Origin of the sequence: Robertmurraya sp. FSL R5-0851, from assembly GCF_038002965.1 — a bacterium.
GTDB classification, from domain to species: Bacteria; Bacillota; Bacilli; order Bacillales; family Cytobacillaceae; genus Robertmurraya_A; species Robertmurraya_A beringensis.
The window spans coordinates 944,548-968,761 of sequence record NZ_JBBOOE010000001.1; the positions used below are offsets into that span (position 1 = coordinate 944,548).

The 24,214-nt window shown below is 37.8% G+C and carries 22 protein-coding genes and 3 pseudogenes; 19 read left to right on the forward strand and 6 right to left on the reverse strand.

Features of this window, described 5'->3' with window-relative positions; translation table 11 throughout:
* Positions 1-141: 141 nt before the first annotated feature.
* The gene (locus tag MKX65_RS04825) at positions 142-813 is read right to left on the reverse strand and encodes a DUF1129 family protein (protein ID WP_340902641.1); all 672 of its coding nucleotides are present in this window, start codon (positions 811-813) and stop codon (positions 142-144) included.
* Positions 791-1,141: a helix-turn-helix transcriptional regulator gene (locus MKX65_RS04830; RefSeq protein WP_160549150.1), complete on the reverse strand. Its 351-nt coding sequence runs from the start codon at positions 1,139-1,141 to the stop codon at positions 791-793. Before MKX65_RS04830 ends, MKX65_RS04825 begins: the two co-directional genes overlap by 23 nt.
* 230 nt (positions 1,142-1,371) lie before the next feature.
* Between MKX65_RS04830 and MKX65_RS04835 the strand changes: the two genes are divergently transcribed.
* From MKX65_RS04835 to MKX65_RS04845, 3 genes are all read left to right on the forward strand, one after another.
* Positions 1,372-1,707: a zinc ribbon domain-containing protein YjdM gene (locus tag MKX65_RS04835; protein WP_160549149.1), complete on the forward strand. Its 336-nt coding sequence runs from the start codon at positions 1,372-1,374 to the stop codon at positions 1,705-1,707.
* Between the two features lie 148 nt (positions 1,708-1,855).
* Positions 1,856-2,224 (forward strand): hypothetical protein, encoded by a 369-nt coding sequence (locus MKX65_RS04840; RefSeq protein WP_340902642.1) that lies wholly within the window; start codon positions 1,856-1,858, stop codon positions 2,222-2,224.
* 196 nt (positions 2,225-2,420) lie between these two features.
* Positions 2,421-2,621, forward strand: coding sequence for a cold-shock protein (locus tag MKX65_RS04845; protein WP_066056568.1), 201 nt, complete (start codon positions 2,421-2,423; stop codon positions 2,619-2,621).
* A gap of 104 nt (positions 2,622-2,725) precedes the next feature.
* On the opposite strand, the gene MKX65_RS04850 is transcribed toward MKX65_RS04845, so the two are convergent.
* Complete coding sequence (locus MKX65_RS04850; RefSeq protein ID WP_340902643.1) at positions 2,726-4,438, reverse strand: methyl-accepting chemotaxis protein; 1,713 nt, start codon at positions 4,436-4,438, stop codon at positions 2,726-2,728.
* A gap of 704 nt (positions 4,439-5,142) precedes the next feature.
* Between MKX65_RS04850 and MKX65_RS04855 the strand changes: the two are divergent.
* Positions 5,143-5,328 (forward strand): annotated as a pseudogene (locus MKX65_RS04855) (transposase); the annotation flags it as partial.
* 291 nt (positions 5,329-5,619) lie between these two features.
* Here the strand turns inward: MKX65_RS04855 and MKX65_RS04860 are convergent.
* A complete protein-coding gene (locus MKX65_RS04860) occupies positions 5,620-6,000 on the reverse strand; it encodes an SET domain-containing protein (protein ID WP_066056563.1) in 381 nt (126 codons plus the stop codon).
* A 157-nt stretch (positions 6,001-6,157) separates the two neighbouring features.
* On the opposite strand from MKX65_RS04860, the gene MKX65_RS04865 reads away from it, so the two are divergent.
* The 13 genes and pseudogenes from MKX65_RS04865 to MKX65_RS04915 all read left to right on the forward strand — a co-directional run bounded on the left by MKX65_RS04865 (position 6,158) and on the right by MKX65_RS04915 (position 17,604).
* A complete protein-coding gene (locus tag MKX65_RS04865; protein ID WP_340902645.1) occupies positions 6,158-6,490 on the forward strand; it encodes a hypothetical protein in 333 nt (110 codons plus the stop codon).
* A 426-nt stretch (positions 6,491-6,916) separates the two neighbouring features.
* Entirely contained in the window at positions 6,917-8,926 is a 2,010-nt protein-coding gene (locus MKX65_RS04870; RefSeq protein WP_340902646.1) for a BglG family transcription antiterminator, read from the forward strand.
* Positions 8,927-9,046: 120 nt separating this feature from the next.
* A complete protein-coding gene (locus MKX65_RS04875) occupies positions 9,047-10,162 on the forward strand; it encodes an IS4 family transposase (RefSeq protein WP_340902647.1) in 1,116 nt (371 codons plus the stop codon).
* 281 nt (positions 10,163-10,443) lie between these two features.
* Complete coding sequence (locus MKX65_RS04880) at positions 10,444-10,725, forward strand: PTS sugar transporter subunit IIB (RefSeq protein WP_160549144.1); 282 nt, start codon at positions 10,444-10,446, stop codon at positions 10,723-10,725.
* Positions 10,726-10,767: 42 nt separating this feature from the next.
* A complete protein-coding gene (locus tag MKX65_RS04885) occupies positions 10,768-12,138 on the forward strand; it encodes a PTS ascorbate transporter subunit IIC (RefSeq protein WP_340902648.1) in 1,371 nt (456 codons plus the stop codon).
* 95 nt (positions 12,139-12,233) lie between these two features.
* Entirely contained in the window at positions 12,234-13,085 is an 852-nt protein-coding gene (locus MKX65_RS04890) for a transketolase (RefSeq protein WP_340902649.1), read from the forward strand.
* A complete protein-coding gene (locus tag MKX65_RS27040) occupies positions 13,018-13,221 on the forward strand; it encodes a hypothetical protein (RefSeq protein WP_445677906.1) in 204 nt (67 codons plus the stop codon). The genes MKX65_RS04890 and MKX65_RS27040 overlap by 68 nt, the downstream gene beginning before the upstream one ends.
* Positions 13,124-13,591, forward strand: a pseudogene (locus tag MKX65_RS27045) (transketolase family protein); the annotation flags it as partial. The gene MKX65_RS27040 and the pseudogene MKX65_RS27045, both read left to right, overlap by 98 nt.
* A gap of 15 nt (positions 13,592-13,606) precedes the next feature.
* Positions 13,607-14,041: a transketolase family protein gene (locus tag MKX65_RS27050; protein WP_445677943.1), complete on the forward strand. Its 435-nt coding sequence runs from the start codon at positions 13,607-13,609 to the stop codon at positions 14,039-14,041.
* A gap of 74 nt (positions 14,042-14,115) precedes the next feature.
* Entirely contained in the window at positions 14,116-14,925 is an 810-nt protein-coding gene (locus tag MKX65_RS04900; protein ID WP_340902650.1) for a DUF2935 domain-containing protein, read from the forward strand.
* A 138-nt stretch (positions 14,926-15,063) separates the two neighbouring features.
* Positions 15,064-15,966: an AEC family transporter gene (locus MKX65_RS04905; protein WP_160548994.1), complete on the forward strand. Its 903-nt coding sequence runs from the start codon at positions 15,064-15,066 to the stop codon at positions 15,964-15,966.
* A 69-nt stretch (positions 15,967-16,035) separates the two neighbouring features.
* Positions 16,036-17,085: an aromatic acid exporter family protein gene (locus tag MKX65_RS04910; RefSeq protein ID WP_340902651.1), complete on the forward strand. Its 1,050-nt coding sequence runs from the start codon at positions 16,036-16,038 to the stop codon at positions 17,083-17,085.
* 108 nt (positions 17,086-17,193) lie between these two features.
* On the forward strand, positions 17,194-17,604 hold the full coding sequence (locus tag MKX65_RS04915) for an NUDIX domain-containing protein (protein ID WP_160548996.1): 411 nt from the start codon (positions 17,194-17,196) through the stop codon (positions 17,602-17,604).
* A gap of 69 nt (positions 17,605-17,673) precedes the next feature.
* Here MKX65_RS04915 and MKX65_RS04920 read toward each other — a convergent pair whose 3' ends face one another.
* Together MKX65_RS04920 and MKX65_RS04925 are read right to left on the reverse strand one after the other, a co-directional pair.
* On the reverse strand, positions 17,674-18,528 hold the full coding sequence (locus MKX65_RS04920; RefSeq protein ID WP_340902652.1) for an amidohydrolase family protein: 855 nt from the start codon (positions 18,526-18,528) through the stop codon (positions 17,674-17,676).
* 21 nt (positions 18,529-18,549) lie between these two features.
* A complete protein-coding gene (locus MKX65_RS04925; protein WP_340902653.1) occupies positions 18,550-21,612 on the reverse strand; it encodes a GNAT family N-acetyltransferase in 3,063 nt (1,020 codons plus the stop codon).
* Positions 21,613-21,908: 296 nt separating this feature from the next.
* Here MKX65_RS04925 and MKX65_RS04930 point away from each other — a divergent pair.
* A pseudogene (locus MKX65_RS04930) lies at positions 21,909-22,772 on the forward strand (SIS domain-containing protein); the annotation flags it as partial.
* An 83-nt stretch (positions 22,773-22,855) separates the two neighbouring features.
* The gene (locus MKX65_RS04935; protein ID WP_340902654.1) at positions 22,856-24,136 is read left to right on the forward strand and encodes an ABC transporter substrate-binding protein; all 1,281 of its coding nucleotides are present in this window, start codon (positions 22,856-22,858) and stop codon (positions 24,134-24,136) included.
* Positions 24,137-24,214: the final 78 nt, after the last annotated feature.

Here is a 24,214-nt window from a genome sequence, read left to right on the forward strand (position 1 = left end):
ATCATAGAATATAAGCGCTTTCATAAAAAGATAGCCTTTTTCCTTTTTTCTTAGGAAAAAGTTTGCGAATCCTATTAAAACAGGAAAGAGCTACATTTTCATGCAGCTCCTTTATAAAAAAGGGTTCTATTCTCCTGGTAGTTAAGACTCAATTTTTTTCACTCCATACCCGACGATCCAAATGATGCAACCGCATAAAAGGGAGATCCACCAAGAAAGGGAAAAGGAAGGTCCAACCTCTGGCATAAGTTTACTAACAGCAATGATTATACCCATTGATACACTCCCATAAATTCCTGCTTTTATCATATCCTTTTTATTATTCTGCTTTTCAAGGAAGAGTGAGTCCTTAATAATTTTAAAAATATACCAAACTCCAAAGGAAATACTAGCTAAAATTACGCAAATAACAATGATAGAGGTAAGCGGATATACCGTTGTGGTTATTTCTTTGAATTGGGACCCTATAAGAATAACGATAGAACGTATGATTAACATATAACTTATGATATTTAATGCAAGACCACTTATGAATGGAAGTGCTTGACGCTTTTTTTCCTTAGGAAGGTTCTCGATGATCTCATCAGCGTACTGCTTAGGATTTAGACCAAAGATATCTTTGGCTGTTTTACCTTCGTTTTGAGCCTCTAATAAATGATCGAGCATTTCCATTAACACTTCCTCCGACTGTTGCTCCGAAAGGGTTAACTGCAGTCGAATGTATACCAGCATGTCACTATAATATTTTTCGTTCTCTTTGGTTAATCTGTCGCGCTTTCGATTATTTTCTTCAATCAGTTGCTTTGCTTTCATGATTATTCCTCCTTTGAAATAAAGAATGAACGGGAAGAAAAACCTGCTCCCACTCTAATGCGATAGTTTCTAGCGTCTCTTTTCCAGCATCTGTTAGATAATAATACTTTCGATTTGGTCCGGATTCAGACGGCTTCATTTCTCCCCGAATGAGACTGTTTTTTTGAAGTCGAAGAAGAACAGGATAGATGGTTCCTTCACTCACATCACTTAAACCAATGTCTTGGAGCTTTTTGGAAAGTTCATAACCATAAACAGCTTCCTTCTCGATTACCGCTAAAACGCAGCCATCCATAATCCCTTTTAATAACTGACTTCGAAAAGACATAAAGCATACCCACTTCCTGGTACTTTGCATAACAAGGTAGCTAATGAAAAAATAACTACTTTGTTATACATGGTAGTTATTTTTATTGTAAGTAATTGGTTATTATTTGTCAATATGGAAAAAAACCTTGCTGTTTTTAGGTTATATTTACATGTATAGATTCTTGTTTTTACGGAGACATTTTGGCAGTATAAGAGAGGATTATAACTAGTTTGATCGGAGGAAATGAAATGGCTAATTTGCCAAATTGTCCAAAGTGCCAATCGGAATACACATACGAAGATGGTCCATTATATATATGCCCAGAGTGTGGACATGAATGGACTGCAGAAAGTGAAATAAGTGAAGAGCAAAAGGTAGTGAAGGATGCAAATGGGAATGTACTAAACGACGGTGACACTGTTTCCGTTATTAAGGATTTAAAAGTAAAGGGCTCGTCATCAGTGATTAAGATCGGTACGAAGGTGAAAAATATTCGTCTTGTTGAAGGCGATCATGATATTGATTGTAAAATTGATGGATTTGGTGCCATGCAGTTAAAATCAGAATTTGTAAAGAAAGTATAGCATAAGAATGGATTGATTAAAGCCGTATAATACATATTTGTGGTATTTACTGGATATATAAGGATATACTAGTAGTAAGGGAACATCCATATGGTCTTCTAGTTCTCATTTGTAGAAGGCAAGAGACCCTTAGGAAGGATGGCCAAAAATGACAGTAATCGGTTACCAAGCTCAAGTAGCAGATGGAATTAGAAAAAAAGGAATCAAAAGAATGAACTCCTTTTTTAAAACACCTGAAGAAGCAGTAGAAGAGGCTTTTTCTTTAAAGGAAAAGTTGGATTCAAGATACAAAAATAAAATCAAGTGGGATTATAATAAGAAAATTACAGGTACACTTGAAAAAATGAAGATACTTAAGGGGTATTTAGATGGAGATGAAGATTCTAGTGCTTTTTATCTTCAGATCACTACCTCAGAGATTCAGAGAAATTTAATATTAGCTTCTCCTAGTAAGCCCAAAAAGTTTACTGCGAATGACAAAAAAGTGATGACTAAAGTAGCTAAAATATTTGTATAATTTTTTTCCTATGTGGTTGGAGAATATATGTAATTAATACTTATCATTGTTTTATTGCTCATAACCTGTTATTCTTAGAAAGAATTATTTTTGTTCGGTCTGTAAGGAAAAAATAGTGAAAGCTTTTTCGCCTTTGATTTCTCATTGAGCAATGATAGTATTATATTGTGGAGTATTCCACGCAGGAGGAAACAACATGCAACAAGGTACAGTAAAATGGTTTAATGCAGAAAAAGGCTTCGGTTTTATCGAGATTCAAGGTGGAGAAGATGTATTTGTTCACTTCTCAGCGATTCAAGGTGAAGGATTTAAATCTTTAGACGAAGGTCAAAAGGTTACTTTTGATACTGAGCAAGGTCAACGTGGACTTCAAGCTACTAACGTAAAAAAAGCATAAATATCATATAAGAAGAAACAGATGGTAAACTAACCATCTGTTTTTTTATATCTTTAATATAAATAAGTAGTGCTAAAACCTTTATGGTTTCAGCACCACTTTTATTATTCATACACTTTAAATGTATTAACCATTGCTTGAAGGTCTTCAGCCATTTTTGCTAACGAGTGTGCGGAAGCTGTGATTTCTTCCATCGAAGCAAGTTGTTCCTCAGCTCCAGCAGCCACCGTTTGGGAACCTGATGAAGATTCTTCGGTTTTCATAGAGATATCAAATATACCCATGGCAACCTGCTCCACGCTTGAAGATAACTGCTTAACAGCGGCAGAAACTTCAACCGATTGTCTTGATACGTCCGCTGCAGAATGAAGAATTTTCTCAAAAGATTTACCAGTATCATTAATTAGTACAAGACCAGTTTGTACTTCCGTTGTACATTTATCCATTGATACAACTGCATTGGAGGTACTGCTTTGGATATCATGTATTAAATGTGTAATTTGTTCAGCAGAACGTCGAGATTCCTCAGCTAATTTTCTTACTTCATCAGCCACCACAGCGAAGCCTTTTCCATGTTCCCCAGCTCTCGCAGCTTCAATAGCTGCATTTAAAGCAAGTAAGTTTGTTTGGTCTGATATTCCGGAGATAACAGCTAAGATTTTCTCTATCTCAGAAGAACGTTCTCCTAAGTCCTTAATAATACCAGATGACGTTTGTACGGTTTCGTTGATAGATCCCATTTGATCTATGGTTTTTTTAAGTGCGATATTTCCTTTTTCTGATTCTTCGGTTGTTACATTTGAATGATCAGAAACTTGCGTAATCGAATCCGCAATATTTGTAATGCCAATTGCCATTTGCTGTGTTGACACAGATACAACTTCTGTACCCTTTACAGATGCTTCACCGTTAGCTGCCATAATAGAACTAGCTTCAGCAATTTGTTCTGCGGCTTTATTGGTTTGTTCAGCACTAGCCATTAGCTGCTCAGAAGAAGCGGCAACTTGGTCTGACGATTCACGAACCATCATAATTAGTGATTTAATTTGGGCGATCATTTCATTAAATGATTTTGAAAGGGACCCTATCTCATCTCTTGAATCATAGTCGCTTTGTACGGTTAAATCTCCATTTTTCGCTTTCTGCATTAAGTATTCCATTTTACGAACAGGTCCGTAAATCAATTTTGAAATTATCCAACTGATTGCAGCAAAGATAATTAAAGCAACAGCTATAAATAGAATCATAGTAAGCGAAGAGGTTTCTATAAAATCTTTATTCTCCTCATTTACGTTCTTTGCTTCTGTACCGTTAATTTCTATTAATTTTGTATAATGCTGGTTAATCTCATCTAAAATCGGTCCAGTTTCTTTTTCGTATATTTCATAGGCATCAAAATTTTGGTTCTTTAAAGTTAGTGTCACTATTTTCTCTTTAGATTCTTGAAGGTTTTGTGCTAAGTCATTAACCTTTGAAATAAGTTCATTCTCTTCTTTATTCGTTGTTTGATACGTTTCTCTAATTTCACGATTCATTTGGAGTGTTGCTTCCATATCGTCTATTAGTTCGTTTTTATGGCTTGTATCCCTGGAGGCCATAAGTTCTACTAGGTTGGTCTGTACGTCCTGAGAATTGGTTTTTAATAAGCTAACAGTTTGAATCGGTTGAAGCTTCATCTCGTATAAATCTGTAAGTTTATTCCCCATACTAGCAAGTTGGAAAACCCCCATTCCTCCTACTGTTAAAAGGCTTACAAAAGTTATTGCAGATAATAAAAGCATTTTTTGTACTATTTTTAAATTCTTAATCCATTTCATCGACGGTTGCTCCTTTTGTAGTTTAATATTTTTCGATGAATTATATATTCTCATTTGTTATCGGCATTTAGTCACAATTAGTTAATACTTTTATACTAGAACTTTTGTCCAAAAAGTTAATAAAATAAAAAAGCCTCAGAAAACTGAGACTTTTAGACTAAAGATAAACTCGAGGGATTTCGAGTTCCCTATGGTCTTTTTAAATTTTAAACATAGATAGAACATCAATGTGGTTAGATTTCCACTCCGGGTGGCGCTTTCCGCGGGCGGGGCCGAGCCGCTTCCCTCGCTACGCTCAGTCCAGGGTCTCGACTGTCCCGCTTTTCCCGCAGGAGTCGCCACCCTCCGCTCCAATCAATTTATTACACTTAGTCAACCATTTTTATCTAAAGGTAACTAACCATGATGACCAATAATTAGTTTAATGAAAGAGAACAATTAGAAATTGCTAGAGATTGATTAATTAGTTCACAAGATTATTTAGATAACCTTGCACTCTTTTATCAAAAAGGTTTTCATATCTGTAATCTCCATTTTGGAAGTTTTCTAGGTGATTTTGATCCTGTATCTATAAAAATGGCAAACGATCAAGCTAGAGACAGCTATTGATTTCTCATACATCTATCTACCCGTTGGTGAAAGACCTTTATTGGGATTAGGACGTTCAAGTATTAATCCAGTCGTTTTATTTAGTTTAGACAACACATATTTGGGAGGTTTACTTAGAAGAGGTAGAACATCTACGGCACACTCATGAAGTGAAACAAATATAAGCATGGTATGCGTTGGACAACCTTACGCGGTCTTAAAAAATTGTCATGCAGGCGTTGCTTACTTTTGCTTCTATGAATTTTAAGAAACTGGCTACATGGACTGTGCTAGGTACTTGACGATGACTCTAAAAGTGTAATTTCATAGGTTTAAAGTCAAAGTTTTAAGAGTAAATCTGCTGATTGGAGCGGAGGGTGCTTGACTCCTGGGGGATCAGCGGGACAGGTGAGACCCCACAGGAGCTTCAGCGACGAGGAGGCTCACCGCCCGCCCCCCGGAAAGCAAGCGCCCGGAGCGGAAATCAGCCTTTTTCCCACCATTCCCAAACAAAAAAAGACAAAAGGCAGCAGAGAACTTCTCACTACCTTTTGTAATCAATCTGAAAGCCTCAGAAAACTGAGGCTTTCGTTTTATTTCTCTTCATTAAACCATAGTGGATCTTGGTTATCTTCTTCACCATTGTAGTTTATTAACACTTCTTCTCCAGCTTTTATATCTTTATAAGCATAAAAGTCAAAGGTATGATTTGGAAAGTTAATTTCATATGTTGCATTTGGCTCATACGAATGGTTGAACAGCATACCGTATCCAAGTAGGAGGGCGGAATGATTGATTCCATACTCGAAAGCATAGTCCGCGAGAAGAGTTTTTTCGATATGTTCGTGCTGGTCATTCGGATAAGGAATAACAGGTGCCTCATGGATTAGTTCACCTTTTTTAATATCTCTTGTTGCAAATACGCCTCTATTGAGTTCTCCATCACTGAGTGTAGAAGTTCTTATCTCAATCACAGTTGTCACCTTCGCCTTCGTTTTTGTCTTTCATCTGATTGTATCAGTGTTGTCTGTAAAAAGGAACCTTATCGCTCTATTTGCCCATACGTATGTCCACTTGGATGCATACAGTAAAGGAGTAGGACAAATATGTAAGGAAAGAGGTAAGATATATATGACTAATAATCGAAATGTATACGGCGGTGGACATCATCATGGAGGACATCATCATGGAGGACACCATCATGGAGGACATCACCACGGTGGACACCATCATGGAGGGCATCACCATGGAGGACATCATCATGGAGGGCATCACCACGGTGGACATCATCACGGAGGTTACTATGGAGGAGGCTACGGTGCCGCTCCATTAGCTGTGGGTCTTCTTGGTGGACTTGCAGCAGGAGCTTTAACTCAAGGAGCGGGTTATGGTTATGGCTATGGCTATCCAGCAGCCACTCCTTATCCAACATATAATCCATATGGTGGTTATCCGTACTATTAATAAAGGAAAGCGGCTGTTCATTAAACAGTCGCTTTATTCGTGTTATAAAAAGGCTGTTTTCGTAAAGTTTGTGGTTTTGGAAAAATCCTTGAAGCCGGATTTTTCCCGTATTATTCTGGGTTTATTGGTCTATTTTGAGAGTAGCTCTTTTCTAAGGATGCTAAAATCCAGATTGGCTGTTGAACATATAGTTTTTATTTCAAAAAAAGTGTGTAGATAGCAACAATGTTTTAGAAAAGAGCCTATAAAAAATACAACTGTACTATTAAAAAGACATTTCTTCTGCAATTAACGATATAAATTACAAAAAGTAAACTAAGGAGAAGTTGAGTACAATTTTGTAATTGTACTATGACATCATTTGTTCCCAATCACAACACGAAATGTAAGCGTTTTAATATATATTTATTACAGGAGGCATAGTAGATGATGATTGAGAAACGTCCAGCACTTTTAATGAAGCATCTTCTCAAGGTGAAAAAAACTACAATCATGCAGATAATAGATAAAACCCATTTAACTAAAAGGCAAGTATCCTATGATTTGGAAAAAATCAATCATTGGTTAAAAACTAGAGAACTTCCTTCTATTCCTTATAAGGGAACAAAATACATCGTTATTCCAGAAAAAGTGGTGGAGTATTTTTATCACCATCGTATGGATGACTCAGACCAAGACTTTATATTTTCAGAGAACGAGCGATTAAGTTTTATATATTTATACCTTTTTATTAGGGAAGAACCTATATCATCCGTCCATTTAACGCAGCTATTACAAGTTAGCAAGAATACAGTCATCTCTGACGTGAAAAAAGCAAATGAAGTGAATGCACCATTTCTTGTAGAAATCCGTTATTCCAGACAAATTGGCTATCATCTTCATGGAAATGAATTAGATAAAAGAGTGTTGGTTCAACATCATTTGTCTCAGCTAACCGATTTACCCTATTTTCATAAGCTCATGGTTTTATTACTAGGTAACAAAGAGCAGATTCACATAGATTATATTATGGGTAATCTTAATGAAATACAAAAGCAATTTCACCTCCAATTTGTTGAGGATCGCTTGAATCAATTTGCTTATTTCTTAGTTTTATATTTTTATCGCTTAAAAGAAAAGAAGTTCGTCCGTTATCATCAAGATGAAATAGAATTGATAAAAAAAGATTCAATGTGGGATGTAGCTCGAACATTATATAAATATCTCCAAATTGAGGAATTGGAAACAGAAGTCTGTTTTATGACGATTCAATTTCTTGGGTTATCGTTAGGAAATCCACAAAGTTTAGAAAGTGATAGAGACATACTGTTTAAACTTTGTGAGCAGCTCGTGTTTAACTTTGAATCGAAAACAGCCATTGCTTTTGAGAAGAAAAACGAAGCGATTCAAACCTTGTACCAGCATTTTAAGCCTGCATATTTCCGAATGAAGTATCGAATTCCTATAGCCAATCCCCTTCTAGAACAAATCAAAACCGAACATAAAGAATTGTATACGATTGTAAGTGAGTTACTACTACCTATTGAATCTCTACTTAGCATCACGATTCCGGAAGAGGAAATTGGATATATAACGATCCACTTTGGAGCTCTATTAAAAAGTCCCAAGAAACCTGTCCCTAAAAAGAAACGAGCAATCGTTGTATGTCCAAGTGGAATAAGTTCCTCCCTTATGGTCAAACACCTGTTAGAATCATTATTTTCCGAAATTTCAGTCGAAAAAACTATTTCGTTACAGCAGTTCTCTATTGAAAATCTCGAGCAATATGATTTGTTATTTTCCACAGTAGAGATAGAGTCAAAGATTCCTTGCTTCTATGTAAAGCCGATTATGACTCCTAATGAAAAAAACATTCTAGTAAATGAAGTATACCAATGCTTATTTGGGATTCAATATAAGGATATTTCTATTAAAGAATTAATCAAAACAATTGGTCAATATGCAAATGTATATGATGAAACAGGACTGAAAAAAGCATTAAGTCAATTGACTTTTCATAAAAGAGTGGAAGTAAAGAGGGAGGAAAAACCTGTGTTAAGTGATTTATTAAAGGAAGAAACCATCCAAATAATGGATCAGCTTTCAAGTTGGGAAGAGGCTGTCACAGTAGCAGCTAAACCATTAGTCATGAATGGGGTAATCGAATCAACCTATATTGATTCAATGATCGATAATATAAAAACACTTGGACCATATGTAGTCATTGGCCCAGAGGTAGCTATTCCTCATGCAAGACCTGAGTCAGGCGTTAATAAAGTGGGAATGAGCTTTTTAAAGTTAAAGACTCCTGTCTACTTTCTAGAAAATGAAAATTATCCAGTCAGGCTGTTGTTTTGTATAGCAGCAATTGATAATACTACCCATTTAAAGGCGCTTTCGCAGTTAACCAAGCTTCTTAGTAATAGTAAAAATATCACTAGTATTGCATTAATTTAATTTCAATATTAAAAAGACTCATAATCTTCACTAATTTTGTTTTGTGCAAAGAAAAAGTCCTTTATAATGGATAAAGCTAGGTGGTAACCCGTCCAAATCCACTAATAAAGGACATCTCTCATGGACAAGATTACACGAAAAAATTCATTTGGACAATGGTTTTCACCAATCAATTCTCAATTATTTGAGGAACAAGTGAAAACATTGAAATTAGACTTCTATACGAAGAAATTAACGACTGAATCATTTCTGAAATTACTGCTTTTTGCCCAGCTACAGGAAGTTGAGAGTCTTCATGCACTAAGTGACTGTCTTTTCGATGACAAGCTCCAAAAGGCAATCGACCTTGATTCTATTAGTATTTCTCAGTTATCACGACGATTAAATGGGCTGAACCCCGACCTTTTCCAAAGGCTGTTTCTCGATTTAGTATCACAAATTCATGCCAAAACGCATTATACGAAGCTTGTGATGCCCTTAAAAATTATCGATTCAAGCACCTTACCACTGAATTTAACAAACCATAAATGGGCAAAGTTCCGTAAAACCAAGGCAGGAGTAAAATTGCATCTACGTCTTGTATTTATGGAAAAAGGCACTTCGTACCCAGAAAAAGTCGTTATGACAACGGCAAAAGAACATGACCGTGGTCAGCTTGAAATCATGGTAGATGATAAAGAATGCATGTATGTTTTTGACCGTGGTTACTTGGATTATGAGCGTTTTGACCGAATGACCGATGAAGGCTACTTTTTCCTTTCAAGGCTACGGAAAAACGCGGTAATCCGGGAAGTTTACAACTTTAAGCTACCCGAAAATACACCTGTTTTATCAGACCAAATGGTCTTAATAGGTACCACACAAAACCGTGCTGAAAATTATTTTCGCCTGATAAAGGTCTTGGATTCCAAGGGAAATGAACTCCATTTAGTCACCAATCGTTTTGATTTAAGTGCCGAAGAAATTTCAGACATGTACAAATCACGCTGGGCAATTGAACTGTTCTTTAAATGGATCAAACAACATCTCAGCATTAAGAAGTTTTACGGTCAGAGCGAGTGGGCAATTCAAAATCAAGTGTTTATCGCACTTATTGTTTTTTGCCTCCATGTTCTCGTACAAATCGAAACAAAAAGTAAGAGAAAAACCTTACAAATTAGTCGTTATTTAAGGGCTGCATTGTGGAAACCAGCGAATATCTGGCTTCGGAAAATTGAAGGAAAAGCCATCCCTTAATAAGCAAATTGCCGTCGTCACATTTGTCTAATTGTAAATAAATTTCCAAATGGATGGAGCCACCTTTAACTGGGTATTTCCTTTTTTGGCTCTAAATTAGAAGAATGATTAAACTGAAAATTGGAACAATATTTACGCAACACTAGTGTAAAAATATAGATTTATTAAAAGAGGTCGATTCGATGGACAGCATTCTTGAGATGTTTAAACAGTATTCTATGATTTCGTGAGCAATAATTTATATATATATAGGATTTTTTAAAAATTTAGGAGGGGTTAATATGAAGATTTTAGCGGTCTGTGGTTCAGGGTTAGGTAGCAGTTTTATGTTAGAAATGAATGTTCAACAAATCTTATCAGAGCTTGGGGTAAGCGGAATTGAAGTGGAACATTCTGATTTAAGTTCTGCTACACCTGATGCAGCAGATTTATTCATCGCAGCAAAAGATATTGCCGAAGGAATGGGGCACTTAGGAGAGGTTATCGTCATAGAGAGCATTATCGATCTAGATGGACTTCGGTCAAAGCTAAAAGAAGTGCTTGAACAGAAAGGAATACTCTAATCTATTTGAACAAATGAATGAGATTAAAAGGAGGCCTATAACATGGGTGAGAGATTACTAAAGTTAGTGATGGATATTTTGAGTACGCCTGCTGTGTTAGTTGCGTTAATATCGCTCGTTGGATTATTAATCTTAAAAAAGCCTGCTAGTGATATTATTAAAGGCACGGTCAAGACCTTCCTTGGTTTCATTGTTATTTCTGCCGGTGCTGGTGTAATCGTTGGCTCCCTTGATCCTTTTGGAAAGATGTTTCAGGAAGCATTTAATGTAAATGGTGTGGTTCCCAATAATGAGGCGATCGTTGCCATGGCATTAACGGAATACGGTGGTGTAACTGCATTTATCATGTTCTTTGGAATGTTGGCTAACATCTTAATTGCACGATTCACAAGGTTAAAATACATTTTTTTAACCGGGCATCATACGTTGTATATGGCATGTATGCTTGCAGTCATCCTTGTTGTCTCAGGATTAGAAGGAATTCCTCTTATTATTGTTGGTTCTCTAGCATTAGGGTTAACTATGGCAGCCTTTCCTGCGATTTGTCAGCCGTTCATGAGAAAGATTATTGGGAATGATAGTGTAGGTTTTGGCCATTTTTCAAGCTTAGGTTATGTTCTATCAGGTCTTGTCGGAAAAGTGGTAGGGAAGGGTTCTCGTTCAACAGAGGAAATCAAATTTCCAAAAGGCCTTGGTTTTTTGCGAGATAGTTCAGTAACGATTGCGTTAACGATGACCATTCTTTATGTCGTTATAGCGCTATTTGCAGGTCCAGCTTATGTAGAAGGAGAGCTTAGCGGTGGTACTCATTATCTAGTTTTCTCCCTTATTCAAGCAGTTACTTTTGCAGCTGGGGTATTTGTTATTTTATCAGGTGTTCGCCTTGTTTTGGCTGAAATTGTACCCGCTTTCAAAGGGATTTCTACAAAAATTGTACCAGATTCAAAACCGGCGCTCGATTGTCCAATTGTATTTCCATACGCACCGAATGCTGTATTAATAGGTTTCTTTTGTAGTTTCCTAGGCGGAATCGTTGGAATGATGTTCCTGGGCATGGCTGGAGCCGTTATTATCCTACCTGGTGTGGTTCCACATTTCTTTACTGGTGCCACAGCTGGAGTGTTTGGAAATGCGACTGGTGGAGTAAGAGGTGCCACTATAGGTTCTTTTGCTAATGGTTTGTTAATTACTTTCTTACCTGTCTTCTTAATGCCGGTACTTGGAGATCTAGGTTTTGCTAGTACGACATTCTCTGATGCGGACTTTGCAGCATCGGGAATTATTCTTGGTAATGTTGCAAACTCATTTGGAGCTACTGGTGTGACGGTTACTGTAGTAGGACTCGTGTTACTAGCAGTAGTATACGGATTCTTGAAAAAAGACAAGAATAAAACACAACAAATCCAGGCCTAAATAATGAAACCCTTCAAAGGGCCGTTCGCTTTATGAGAACTCTCCCTGGAAGGGTTTCTTATTTTATAAGATTAAGAGAAAGCGGAGGATGCTATATGAGTATTGAGTTAGAGAAGGTGGAACAGTTTCGGGATGAGATCCGATTAAAGACGCTAAAAGAGCTCTATCATCTGGGTTTTGGTCATTATGGGGGAAGCTTATCCATCATTGAAACCTTAGCGGTGTTGTATGGTGGAGTCATGAAGATAGATCCGAAAAATCCTAATTGGGAAGAGCGAGACTATTTCATTTTATCGAAAGGACATGGGGGACCAGGTCTTTATGCGACCCTAGCGGTAAAAGGGTATTTTCCTGAGGAGGTACTATATACTCTCAATAACAATGGAACGACACTTCCTTCCCATCCGGATCGGAATTTAACACCAGGCGTTGATATGACAACTGGATCTTTAGGGCAAGGGATATCTGCGGCTGTTGGAGTGGCTCTCTCACATAAGCTTTCAAAGAGAGAAAACTATACTTTTTGTATTGTGGGAGATGGTGAATTAAATGAAGGACAATGCTGGGAGGCCTTTCAATTTGCAGCCCATCATAAGTTAAATCAGCTTTTTGTCTTCATTGATGATAATAAGAAGCAACTCGATGGGTTAACTAAGGATATTATTAATCCATTTGACTTTGAAGAGAAGTTCAAAGCGTTTGGTTTCTATTCACTGAAAGTAGACGGTAGTTCATTAGGACAAATTTATGATGCTATTAAAAAAGGAAAAGAGCAAACAGAACGTCCAGTGGCCATTATTTTAGATACGACTAAAGGTCAAGGTGTTCCATACTTAGAACAAAAGGTTGATAACCATCATATCCGTCCTAGCCAAGCAGATGAAGAAGCAATTTTACAAGCGATTGATGACTTGGAACACAGACTTGGAAAGGGGGTGCCAAGATGATTCATACATCTACCTACAAGTTAGAAAATATGGAAATGCGTCAAATGTATGCAAACACTCTCCTAGAACTTGCGAAGGCGAATCCCAATGTTGTGGCATTGGAAGCAGATTTAATGAGTGCCATTTCAACAAATAAAATTATAAAAGAGATTCCAGACCAATTAATAAACTGTGGCATAATGGAAGCCAATATGATTGGTGTCGCTTCCGGTTTATCTCTCACTGGGAAAATTCCTTTCGTCCATACGTTTGGACAGTTTGCTACACGTCGTGCCTTTGATCAATTATTTATATCCGGTGCTTACGCAAAAACGAATATTAAAATTCTAGGATCTGACGCGGGTGTATCGGCTGAACATAATGGTGGAACGCATATGGCTTTTGAGGATCTAGGACTAGTTCGTCTTATTCCTAATGCGAAAGTGTATGAGGTGAGCGATTCTACCATGTTAGGTTACTTGCTTCGAAAGATTGAGAAGGAATATGGAATTCATTATATCCGGACTATTCGAAAAAACAGTGTGAAGCTATATGATGAAAGAGAAGTTTTTGAGACCGGGAAAGGGAAAGTATTAAGAGAGGGCGGAGATGTCACAATTATTGCTAGTGGTATCATGGTGGCAGAATCGCTGAAGGCAGCAGATCTCCTTAAAGAGCAGGGAGTTGAAGCCACGGTGATTGATATGTTCTCTATAAAACCAATCGATAAAGAGTTAATCGTAAAATATGCAACGAAAACAAAAGCGGTGGTTACAGCAGAAAATCATAATGTAATCGGAGGGTTAGGTAGTGCTGTGGCTGAGGTGTTAAGTGAGCATTGTCCCACGAGAATGAGGCGTATCGGGGTAAAAGAACAATTTGGCCAGGTTGGCAAAATTGATTATTTAATGGAGTTCTATAAATTGACAGCCACAGATATTGCAGAGGAAGCTAGAGAATTATCATTAGATAAATAATGGAACGTGGCACCCTTGTTAGTTATTGGTCAAGTAACATTCTCATATATTGGGAAAAAAGAGAGGTGAATGCTTTGGCCAAGAACTTTCGTCAAGAAGCACTATTTGAATTGAATTTCTGGTTACAGGTACTTGGAGACCATGCTCGATTTATCCAGGATTCTTTAGCACCATCGGAAACACAATACATCAGTCAAGCGGAAAACTTCATAACGTTATTTGATCAGCTATTAACGATCTCACGTAGACAGCCTGCAGGAGAGGAGCTTATGCAGCTGCTACATAGAGCGAATAAAGCGGGGACAGAAATCAGAGAACTGAAACTCACTCTAGTACGAGAGCATTTGGTGGGCGAAGTGAAAATGACTTTACCACCATCTTTTCTAAGTCATATGGTCAATGAGCTAGAAGAGGCATTAAGAGTATTTTCATTTTTCCTTAAAGGAGAAATTCCTCCAATTGTTCATCCGTTACATCATGATTTATTGTGGCTATTAGATGCGGCAGGGCATGCGGGGGCCATAGATGTTAATTTAGATCGAGTGGAAAAGAAGCTCAAAGAGAGAGGGCGAGAGTTCACAAAGGAATGGGAGGATTTTTATATAAAGGCTGTCGAGATGGCGGGGTACTTGCGTGCGAATGTGTATTCTTTCCCCGCTTTAAGTCGTTTCCATAAAGAAATTGAGTTAGAAATGGAAATCTTCAAAAGCTTTTTAAGAGAAATAGAAGAAATGGAGTTAAACAAAGAAATACTAGGAGTATTATCGCCCCTTATGGCGGATCATATGGCTCGTGAGGAATGCTATTATTTAATGAAGCTAGCTGAGACAACAGAGGTGGAGGACCCCAACTGCGATCCAACCAAACCAAGGACAACAAGTTAGGATGATTGAATTCAAAGTCTCTAGTCTTTGACTGGGGGCTATTTTTAGTTCTCATAAAATTATATTTTTAAAATAATGAGTGCGCTTTCATGATGTATAATGGAAATATTCAAAAAACTGACAAAATGGAGCTGGCTCATGGAACTATTATTCGTTGTATTATCAGCTTTATCTGTGATCGGAGTAGGGTATATTGGTCAAAGGACCATTGGATTTGATCGGAAGGCGATTTCTGCCATGGCCTTATATTTAATGCAGCCTTTTTTGGCATTTCGGACCTTCTATACGAATGAAATTACAATGGAATATTTGTATATCTTGCTGTTTTGTGTGCTTCTTTGTATTGGGATGATTGTTATTGTACAAATTACAGCAGCCCTAAAAAAATTACCTCGTTCAAGGCACTCAGCCATGGTGCTTTCAGGTGTATTTATGAACAGTGGGAACTATGGTGTTCCTATAATCTTACTTGCTTTTGGTAACGTGGGTGTTGATTATGCGGTTATCATGATGGTTATACAATCCTTCCTTATGAGTACAATTGGGGTGTATTATGCTGGTAAGGGAAGTGAGAGAGGATATTCTGTCAAACAATCGATATTAAATATTATAAAAATGCCAATGATCTATGGATCTGTCTTAGGGATAGGTCTTCAGCTCTTAACCCTGCCAGTGCCAGATATGATCATGAAGCCTATCGATTTGATTGCTGATGCAACCATTCCAACCATTATGCTTGTCTTGGGTATGCAACTCGGAGCCATTACAAAGAAGAATGTTAGTATCGGAGATGTTTCTACAATTATGATCCAACGTATGCTAATTTCCCCTGTCTTGGCTTTACTTTTAGTATGGCTATTACCGATTGAAGGAATGCTGGCCCAAGTTCTTATTGTTCTATCAGCAATGCCCTCAGCAGCGAATACCATGATGCTTTCGCTTGAATTTGGAACAGAGCCAGATCTTGTATCTTATAGTACATTAGTGACGACCTTGTTAAGTATATTATCGGTTCCGGTCATGTTGATGTTGGTGATGTAAAAGGTTAATTTGGTTAATATAGGGAAAAATGAACATAATATAGGACAATATGAAAAAAGGATTGTTTTCATGGAATTCTTTAGAAAGTATAAATTTTTTGGCGGAAGAATTGTTAAAACAGGGATTGCGGTGTTTCTGACTGCTCTTATCTGTGATCTTTTGTCTTGGCCTCCTATGTTTGCCGTTATTACCGCGATTGTAACGATTGAGCCAACTGCATCTCATTCGATTAAAAAGGCGTTCGTCCGGTTTCCGGCTTCTGCACTAGGAGCCGCTTTTTCTGTTTTATTTAATTTTACCTTTGGTGATAGTCCGTTTACGTATATGCTTGTCGCAGTGATGACCATTATCGTGTGTTACAAACTTCGATTGCATGATGGAACACTGGTTGCTGTTTTGACTGGTGTGGCGATGATATCTACGGTTCATGATCATTTTCTAAGTTCGTTTTTTGTTCGCCTTGGAACAACGGGAATTGGACTAACTGTATCAGCGCTTGTGAATTTCCTTGTCATAAAACCGAATTACTCACTGACGATTCAATCAAAACTTCATCGGTATATCATTGAAACAGGCAAATTGATTGAAACACGTGGAAAAGAAATTGTGTATCAGCAGCCGTTACACCAAGACACGAAGGTGAAGTATGAAAGACTTTGGAAGGATATCGAAACAGTAGAAACATTGTGTGAATACCAGAAGCTAGAATGGAAGCTGCATAATTTCGACCGGAAGGACACCAAGGAATTTCATTATGAATATAAGAAGTTAGGTACCTTACGCCAAATCATTTTTCATGTAGCGAATCTTATGGCGATTCCTCCGATCGATGCGCCAATTTGTAAGGAGAAGTCCGTCGAGCTGATGTTTTCTTCCATTAAACATGCCTTGCATGAAAAGGAGTACCGGATGGATGAAGAGCATCATCAAGTGGTGAAGAAGATTCGGTCTATCTTTAAACATTGTGTACAAGAAGATCAGATGAAACAGTCACATATTGCTCTACTGTATGAGCTCCTTTCTATAAACGACCTAATAGAGGAACTACATCAAATACAATTGTTGAAACAAAAACATCAAAAATTAATTCAGTATAAAGGTGTTAAAGCCGAGATGTAAGAAATGCTGGTAGATCAGCAGCATTTTTTATTTTTAAGGGGTGTACTATTTTCAAAAGATACATATTGTGAAAAAGAGGAGCTTAATAAATTGGATGGGGGTGGGGTAATGGGAGTTCCGCCAAAGCATATTGTATCAGCCATCGCTTTCGTAAGGAATGATGATAATGAATTGCTTTTAGTGAAAAGTCCAAGGAGAGGTTGGGAGTTGCCTGGAGGACAGGTTGAAGAAGGAGAGTCCATTAAGGCAGCTGCAATACGTGAAACAAAGGAAGAAAGTGGGATAGATATTGAAATTGTGAAGTTCTGTGGTATTTTTCAAAATGTAAAGCACTCCATTTGCAGTACGTTGTTCATCGGGAAAGTAGTTGGAGGTCAACTGACTAAGTCACCTGAGAGTTTAGAAGTGGGATATTTTCCGATAGAGAAAGCGCTTGAAATGGTCACGTGGAAACACTTTAAGAAGAGAATACAGTATTGTTTAAATGAAGAGGTACATCCATTTTTTGTTGAGGTTTAATTAGTCTTGTCTTCAATCATTCCCAATAAATAGAAAGGAGCTGCCTTGTACATTTAGCAGCTCCTTTCCTTATTTTACAAACGGCTGAATTCTTGGAAACACCTTTAATGCGGTTTCATAAAACACCTGGCTATGATACTCTTCCGGAATTAAGTCCTTAATAAACTGAATATAGGGGGCGATCGGCACTAATGGCCAATCCGTTCCAAATAGAAGTTTGTCATATGAGTCGGCAAAAACTAAGGCATGACGTAAATGATCAAGGAAACGACCTTCGCTTTTTAATGTTAGGTCCTTCTTTGTTCCGACAATTAATCCAGATAAATCTGCAAACACATTTGGATTTTTATAAATGATCTCTGCTCCTGTCAGTGTCCACGGGTCCCCAAAATGAGCCATCATAAAATTCACATCACGGTTGTCAACGGCTACCTCATCTATGGTGAGAGGGTGGGAGTATTTTAGATACCCCCTTTCTGAATACGTATCGCCAGTATGAAAGACAACGGGAAGATGGTACTTTGCCGCCAGTCTATATACAGGTTGATAAACAGGATCATAGGCATAAAACGGATAATAACCAAGATAAATTTTAATTCCAACCGTTTTTGGTTGTACTAACATCTTTTCTAAACGAATAAGGGCCTCCTCGTCTAGGTTGTACGGATTGATTCCGACGCAGGTAAAGATAGAAGGCGGCAATTCCGCAGTTAAATCCAGTCCCATCGGAGTTTGTGTCTCGTAATCTGGAAACCCCATTTTATCTGTTTCTGTCAATCCCATTCCAATACCAAGCACCACTCCTGCTTCCTCGAATTCTTTGAGAATACCTGAAGGTGAATAGTCGACAAATGAAATGGTTTCAGCTGTTTCATGAAATGATTTTATGTTTGATAGATGGATATGAGCATCGATGATTTTCATAAGATTTCATAAGAACTCCTTCTAAAATTGGATATTTCGTAGTTTTTGAACGGCTTCTGTTGATAGTTTCCGCTCATCAAATAGCAAGAAAAGAGGAGCGGTGCCTTTTTCCTCCTTATTTGCGAAGCCTGGTTGGGCTGCAACTAATTGAAAGGCCTCTTTATTCATATAGGCCTCGGTCTCTTCCATGTTCAAACTTGGAATCACATAAAGCTTCTCTTTTTTTGTAGCCGATTCAATATAGGAATCTTCGGGAAGGTACATTGGTAGTTCCTGTTTACCTGCACGATACTCTGAACGGCCACTCTTGATTGTAAGGTTCGGTAAGGCTTCTCCACCGAGGAACAGATCAGTCAACCATTTTTCTCCATCCAGCCATTTCCCACCATCATGCATGACCCGTAAAAATGTTGCTAAAACAGGAACTCCAGGAAGCATTACATAATATTGAACGTACTCGACATTTTTCCATTGTGAATGTTCCTCGAATGTTGTTTGGATGGCCATTCCTCTCCAAGTATTTCCGTTACGGTCACTGATAGTTGTCGGTGATATGTTTGTTTTTTCTTTTAAAAGAGAGAAGGTGGTGATTCCTTCAGGAGACCATTTCATTCCTCCTGCCCATGGGCTCCACCAACTTTTGGCGGTTCTTTCAGGATACTGAGTATCTAACCACTCTAGTCCATTTACTTTTAAGGAATATAAGCCTGGATAAAAATCAGCATTTGCTTTGATCGATAAACAGCCATTTTCAGCAACTATTGATCCATCTGATTCTGTACAAGAGGAAATGTCTCCTTGTGTTGATAATAGTAGATTCTCGAAATTTGTCCGGATTCCTTCTTGTTGAAATTGAGCTGTTAGATGAGAAACAGGGTTATTTAATGAGAGCTGTTGTTCAAAGGTAATTGAGTTTTTCTCTTCCTTAGCCTGAATACGCCAGTTACTGACAGGACCTTGGTCACAAACAACCTCAAGCGTTCCATCCAAGAAACTGTTTCTATAAGTCTTTAACGTGATGGAAGTAGGTGAACTAGATGGCACAATCATTTTATGCACCTCGAGCTGAAGTTCATTGATTATTTCATACGGCTCAAGCAGATGTCTTTTCTCAGCATAAGCCTGAAATTGACTTGCTTCCTGGAATGAATCAAGTGCTACAATGATCTTTTCTGTTGTAGACTTTGCTCCAGGTTTCATCTCACCTATTTTTTGCTCAATAACAAACTGCCAACCTTCTGGAGCTGCATGGCTATTTTGAGGCCATGTTACTCCAACCGTTTTCCCTTCCGTTTTGGAAAAATACCAATGACCCGTTATCATGGCTGGATTTAAATCTCCGAACTCGAGTGGACGATCTTTTGAAAAATAAACAACTCTTTGATCAAGTGGAAAGTATGTGTTGCCAAGTTCTTGATATACAGGCTGACTGATTGCGATATTTTGGTAAGTAGTTGGATGAACATTTTCAATCTCTATCCATTGATGAACGATTCCATCTCCAAAAAGCTGCAGACACTCTGTTAAGTAGATGCCTGGAAATTCCCCCGATTGCAACACGAACTTAATCAAGACAGATGAATCATCAATATCCCAGGATACTGATGTTGGCTTCTTTTTATTAAATTCGTTTGTATATGGTTTTCCAAGCTTAGGTGCAAGGAATGAAAATAATGGCTTTTTGCTTCTAGCATTCTTTTTTAATTGGACATTAAGATCTAGCTTTCGAATATTTAACTGACTATGACCATTGTATATGTGCCAGAAAAGCGTTGATTCACCACCAAATTTCTTTCCTTCACCTTTGAAAGCAATCGAAATTTGCTGTTCAAAAGTGAGTACATGATCGGTAGACTTAGTTGAAACATGAATACTTGGATCGTAAAAGCCATGCTTTCTAACAGTAACAGGTATAGGAATCGTCATTTTTCCTTTAGCAGGAACGGTAACTTCGTATGTTTTTTGTTCTAGATTCACCAGGTCATTCTCAGGAATAGTAAGAACAAATTCGGTTGTATTTGAGAGATTATTCTTTAGCTCTAGATGAAATTCTGTTTTTGTATCTAAAAAAGCAAAATTTCCTTCATTAAATGCTTCAAGCTTAGCTGGTTGCATAGGAAATATTCCAAGGCTCATTTCACAAGGACTACCATTAATTTCTACGGTAATTTGGATACTTGGGTGAGTCCGCCACACACTAGGCTCTTCGCCTTTTCGTATAGTAAAAGTCTCAGAGAGAGTAAAATCTTTTTCTATATTCAGCTTTCCGGTGTTAAGCTGATATTTGACTCGAGCATTCTTAGTACCAGTTGCTTGGAAGGTAAGAGGGGTATCGGTTTTGTTCACAACTTTTAATTGATAAGTATGCTCCATTTCCTCAATCACTTCATGGTGATCCATAGTTAGCTGAACAAGGAAGTCATCGGTTTCGATTAAGGTAATGCCTCGACTCGTACGTTCGATTTGTACTCTAGCGTTCGTGTCCGGCGAACTCCAGCTATATTCGTAGAAGGTAAATCCGTTTTCATTTATTCCGTCTGGCTTTCCTTCAATTTGCCTTGTGCTAGCTTCATACCAGTCTACTTTTTCGAATAGTGGTTTAAGAAGTGGGGTGTTTAACACGTTAGGGATGAAGTTCATCAAATGGGTAGTGTCATCACGATCCTCCCAAAAGAAGCCACATTTTTTATAAAGTGGAACCGCCTTGGTGTTACCTGGCCAAGTGTATAAATCAAGACGAGGCCAGCCGAGTTCGATCGTTTTTTCAAGAGCTTTCATAACAAGCATTTTGCCGATTTTCTTTCCATGATAATTCGAAAGAACATTGAGTAAAGGGATGTATAAAGAGCCAGTATCCTCCTTATATTCAGATAATCCACAATAGCCAACGACTTCGTTTTCATCTAATGCTAGATAAAGCTCAATATTTTCGGAATTGGCTTCCTTTGTTTTCACTTGTTCTTCGGTCATAACACGAGTATCGCCGCCCCAACTGTCACGGCTTAAATTCCACATTTTTGCTACCCCTGCGGCTAATCCTTCGTGATAACTTACAATTTGTATTCCATTTTTTACAGATGGCATAAAGATTCTCCTCTCACTAAGTAGATTCTTCCTTTTTAATTTGAACTTGCTTTTCTTTTATTCTTATTTGAATCATCTCGCATCTCCTCCTTGTGTTTTTAGTAGGAATGTTTTTCCATTCCAAATTCAATCGTAACCGCTTAAATTTTCAAAGTAAAGAAAATTCAGACTACAAAATAAGTGTCCACCCCATGCGGACAAAATAAGCAAATCTGTCCACGAAAGGTGACAGACACCACAAAAAGACAGAATCGGGGGTTTTGTCCACGGAGGGTGTCTGACACCGATTGGTTTCAAGTAAATACGTTGTGGATCGTGAGGCAAAAAAGCTTGATGCACATCTATATAGTGCAAATGAATTCATTCATCGTAATCATGCGAAGTTAGGGGATACATCTTTAGTCATCCTATGTTCTCATTCTGGAACAACTCCTGAAACAGTAGAAGCAGCTAAATTTGCCCGTGCAAAAGGTGCTCTAACGATTTCTTTAACCAATGAGCCAACTTCTCCTTTAGCTCAAGCTTCAGAAGTTGTCTTAAAGTATGAGTGGGGCCCAACAGCGAATGCATTTGCTACAAACTACTCTGTTTTGTATCAACTAGTATTTGGAGTCCTTAAAGTGGTAGAAAACAATGAAAAATTTACAACCATCGAGAACAGCTTAGAAAACCTACAAACTGTATTTGAAAAAGCTGCTTCCAAATATCATGAGGCTGCTGTAGAATTTGGAAAACAGTATAAGGATGAGAAAATCATCTACACGATGGCTAGTGGTTCAAACTATGGTGTAGCCTATTCTTTCGCAATATGTATTTTAATGGAGATGCAATGGGTTCATTCTCATGCGATTCATGCAGGTGAGTACTTCCACGGGCCATTCGAAATCATTGATGAAGAAACACCATTTATTATCCTACTTGGTCTAGATGAAACGAGATACCTTGAGGAACGTGCCCTTGAATTCTCCCAACGTTATGGGAAAAAGCTAATTGTTTTAGATGCAAAAGATTTTGACTTTTCTGGAATTGATGAAGAGGTACAAGGATACATCGTTCCACTCGTATTAAACTACGTTTTAAGAAGATACGCAGAAAACCTAGCAGAACAGCGCAATCATCCACTTTCTACAAGAAGATATATGTGGAAAGTAGAATACTAAAATCTAATAGGAAAAGCGAGGAGACCTTCGCTTTTCCTCGCATTGCTAGATTCATAGAAGAAAAATCTTGAGGGGGCCAATTCATGAAAAAGTTAAAAATCTTTAGTATTATCGCCGTATTAATTCTCTCAATGCTAGCAGCTTGTTCCTCATCTAGTCAAACAGCTTCAGAAGACAGTGATACTGTCGAACTTCGTTTTTTCCACAGATGGCCTACAGAACCCAAAAAGCAATACTTTGAAGAAGCAGTCAAAGAGTTTGAAGAGCTACATCCAAATATAAAGATAAAAACCGAAGCAGTTTTAAATGACTCGTATAAGGAAAAGATTCGTGTTGTATTAGGTTCAAATAATCCTCCTGATGTGTACTTTTCATGGAGCGGTGAGTTTGCTTACAATTTTGCCAGAGCTGGACAATCCCTAGACTTAACAAGCTATGTTGAGGAAGATACAGATTGGTCAGGTCAAATCATTGAGTCCCAATTTGGTCCCTTTACGTTGGATGGAAAAGTTTATGGGATTCCTTGGTCAACAGATGGAAAAGCCTTCTTCTATAACAAAAAGGTTTTTAACGATTTAAACCTTGAAATTCCAACTACATGGGAAGAGCTCCTAACTGTCTCTGAAAAAATTAAGGATGCAGGAATTACTCCAATTGCTTTCGGAAGTAAGGCGCCATGGACAATTTCTCATTATATCGGATCACTAAATGAGTATATCGTTCCGGAAGATGTTATCGCAAAGGACTATAGCCTAAGTAATTCAGATGGAGAGTTTGCTCATCCTGGTTATGTAACTGCCTTGGAAAAATTCATTGAATTAGAACCATATTTTAATCAAGGAGTAAACTCCGTTGATCACCAATATGCGAGAGAGCTATTTAATGGAGGAAAAGCAGCGATCGGATACTTTCAGTTAGCTGAAATTGGTTTGATTGAGCCAAGTCTTGGAGAGGATTTAGGTGTATTCAATACACCATTTGTTGAAGGTGGAGAAGGAAATCCAAGCTCCATTACTGCTGCTCCAGAAGGAATTATGATTTCTTCTAAAACAAAACATCCAGAAGAAGCAATGGAGTTTATTAAGTTCTTAACTTCTAAGGAAAAAGGAATTGAACAGTTAAAAGAAGTAAGTGAATACAGTGCGGTTAAAGAAACGACAACTCCTGAAAACGGTTCTGCTCTACAACAAGAAGCGATCGACCTAATCGTAAATGCCGATAAGACTTACTTATGGTTTGATACGGCTGTAGATATTAAGATTGTTGACGCGTACTTAAATGGTGTTCAACAGATGTTAGATGGGAAAAAGTCAGCTGAAGACGTAATGAAAGATGTTCAAAAAGCAGCAAAAGAGCTGAAGTAATAGTTTAAAAGAAAGGTAGTGTAGGGGACCGAAACTACCTTTCTTTCATAAAGCAAAACAAGAAAAGGGTCGGAAAGG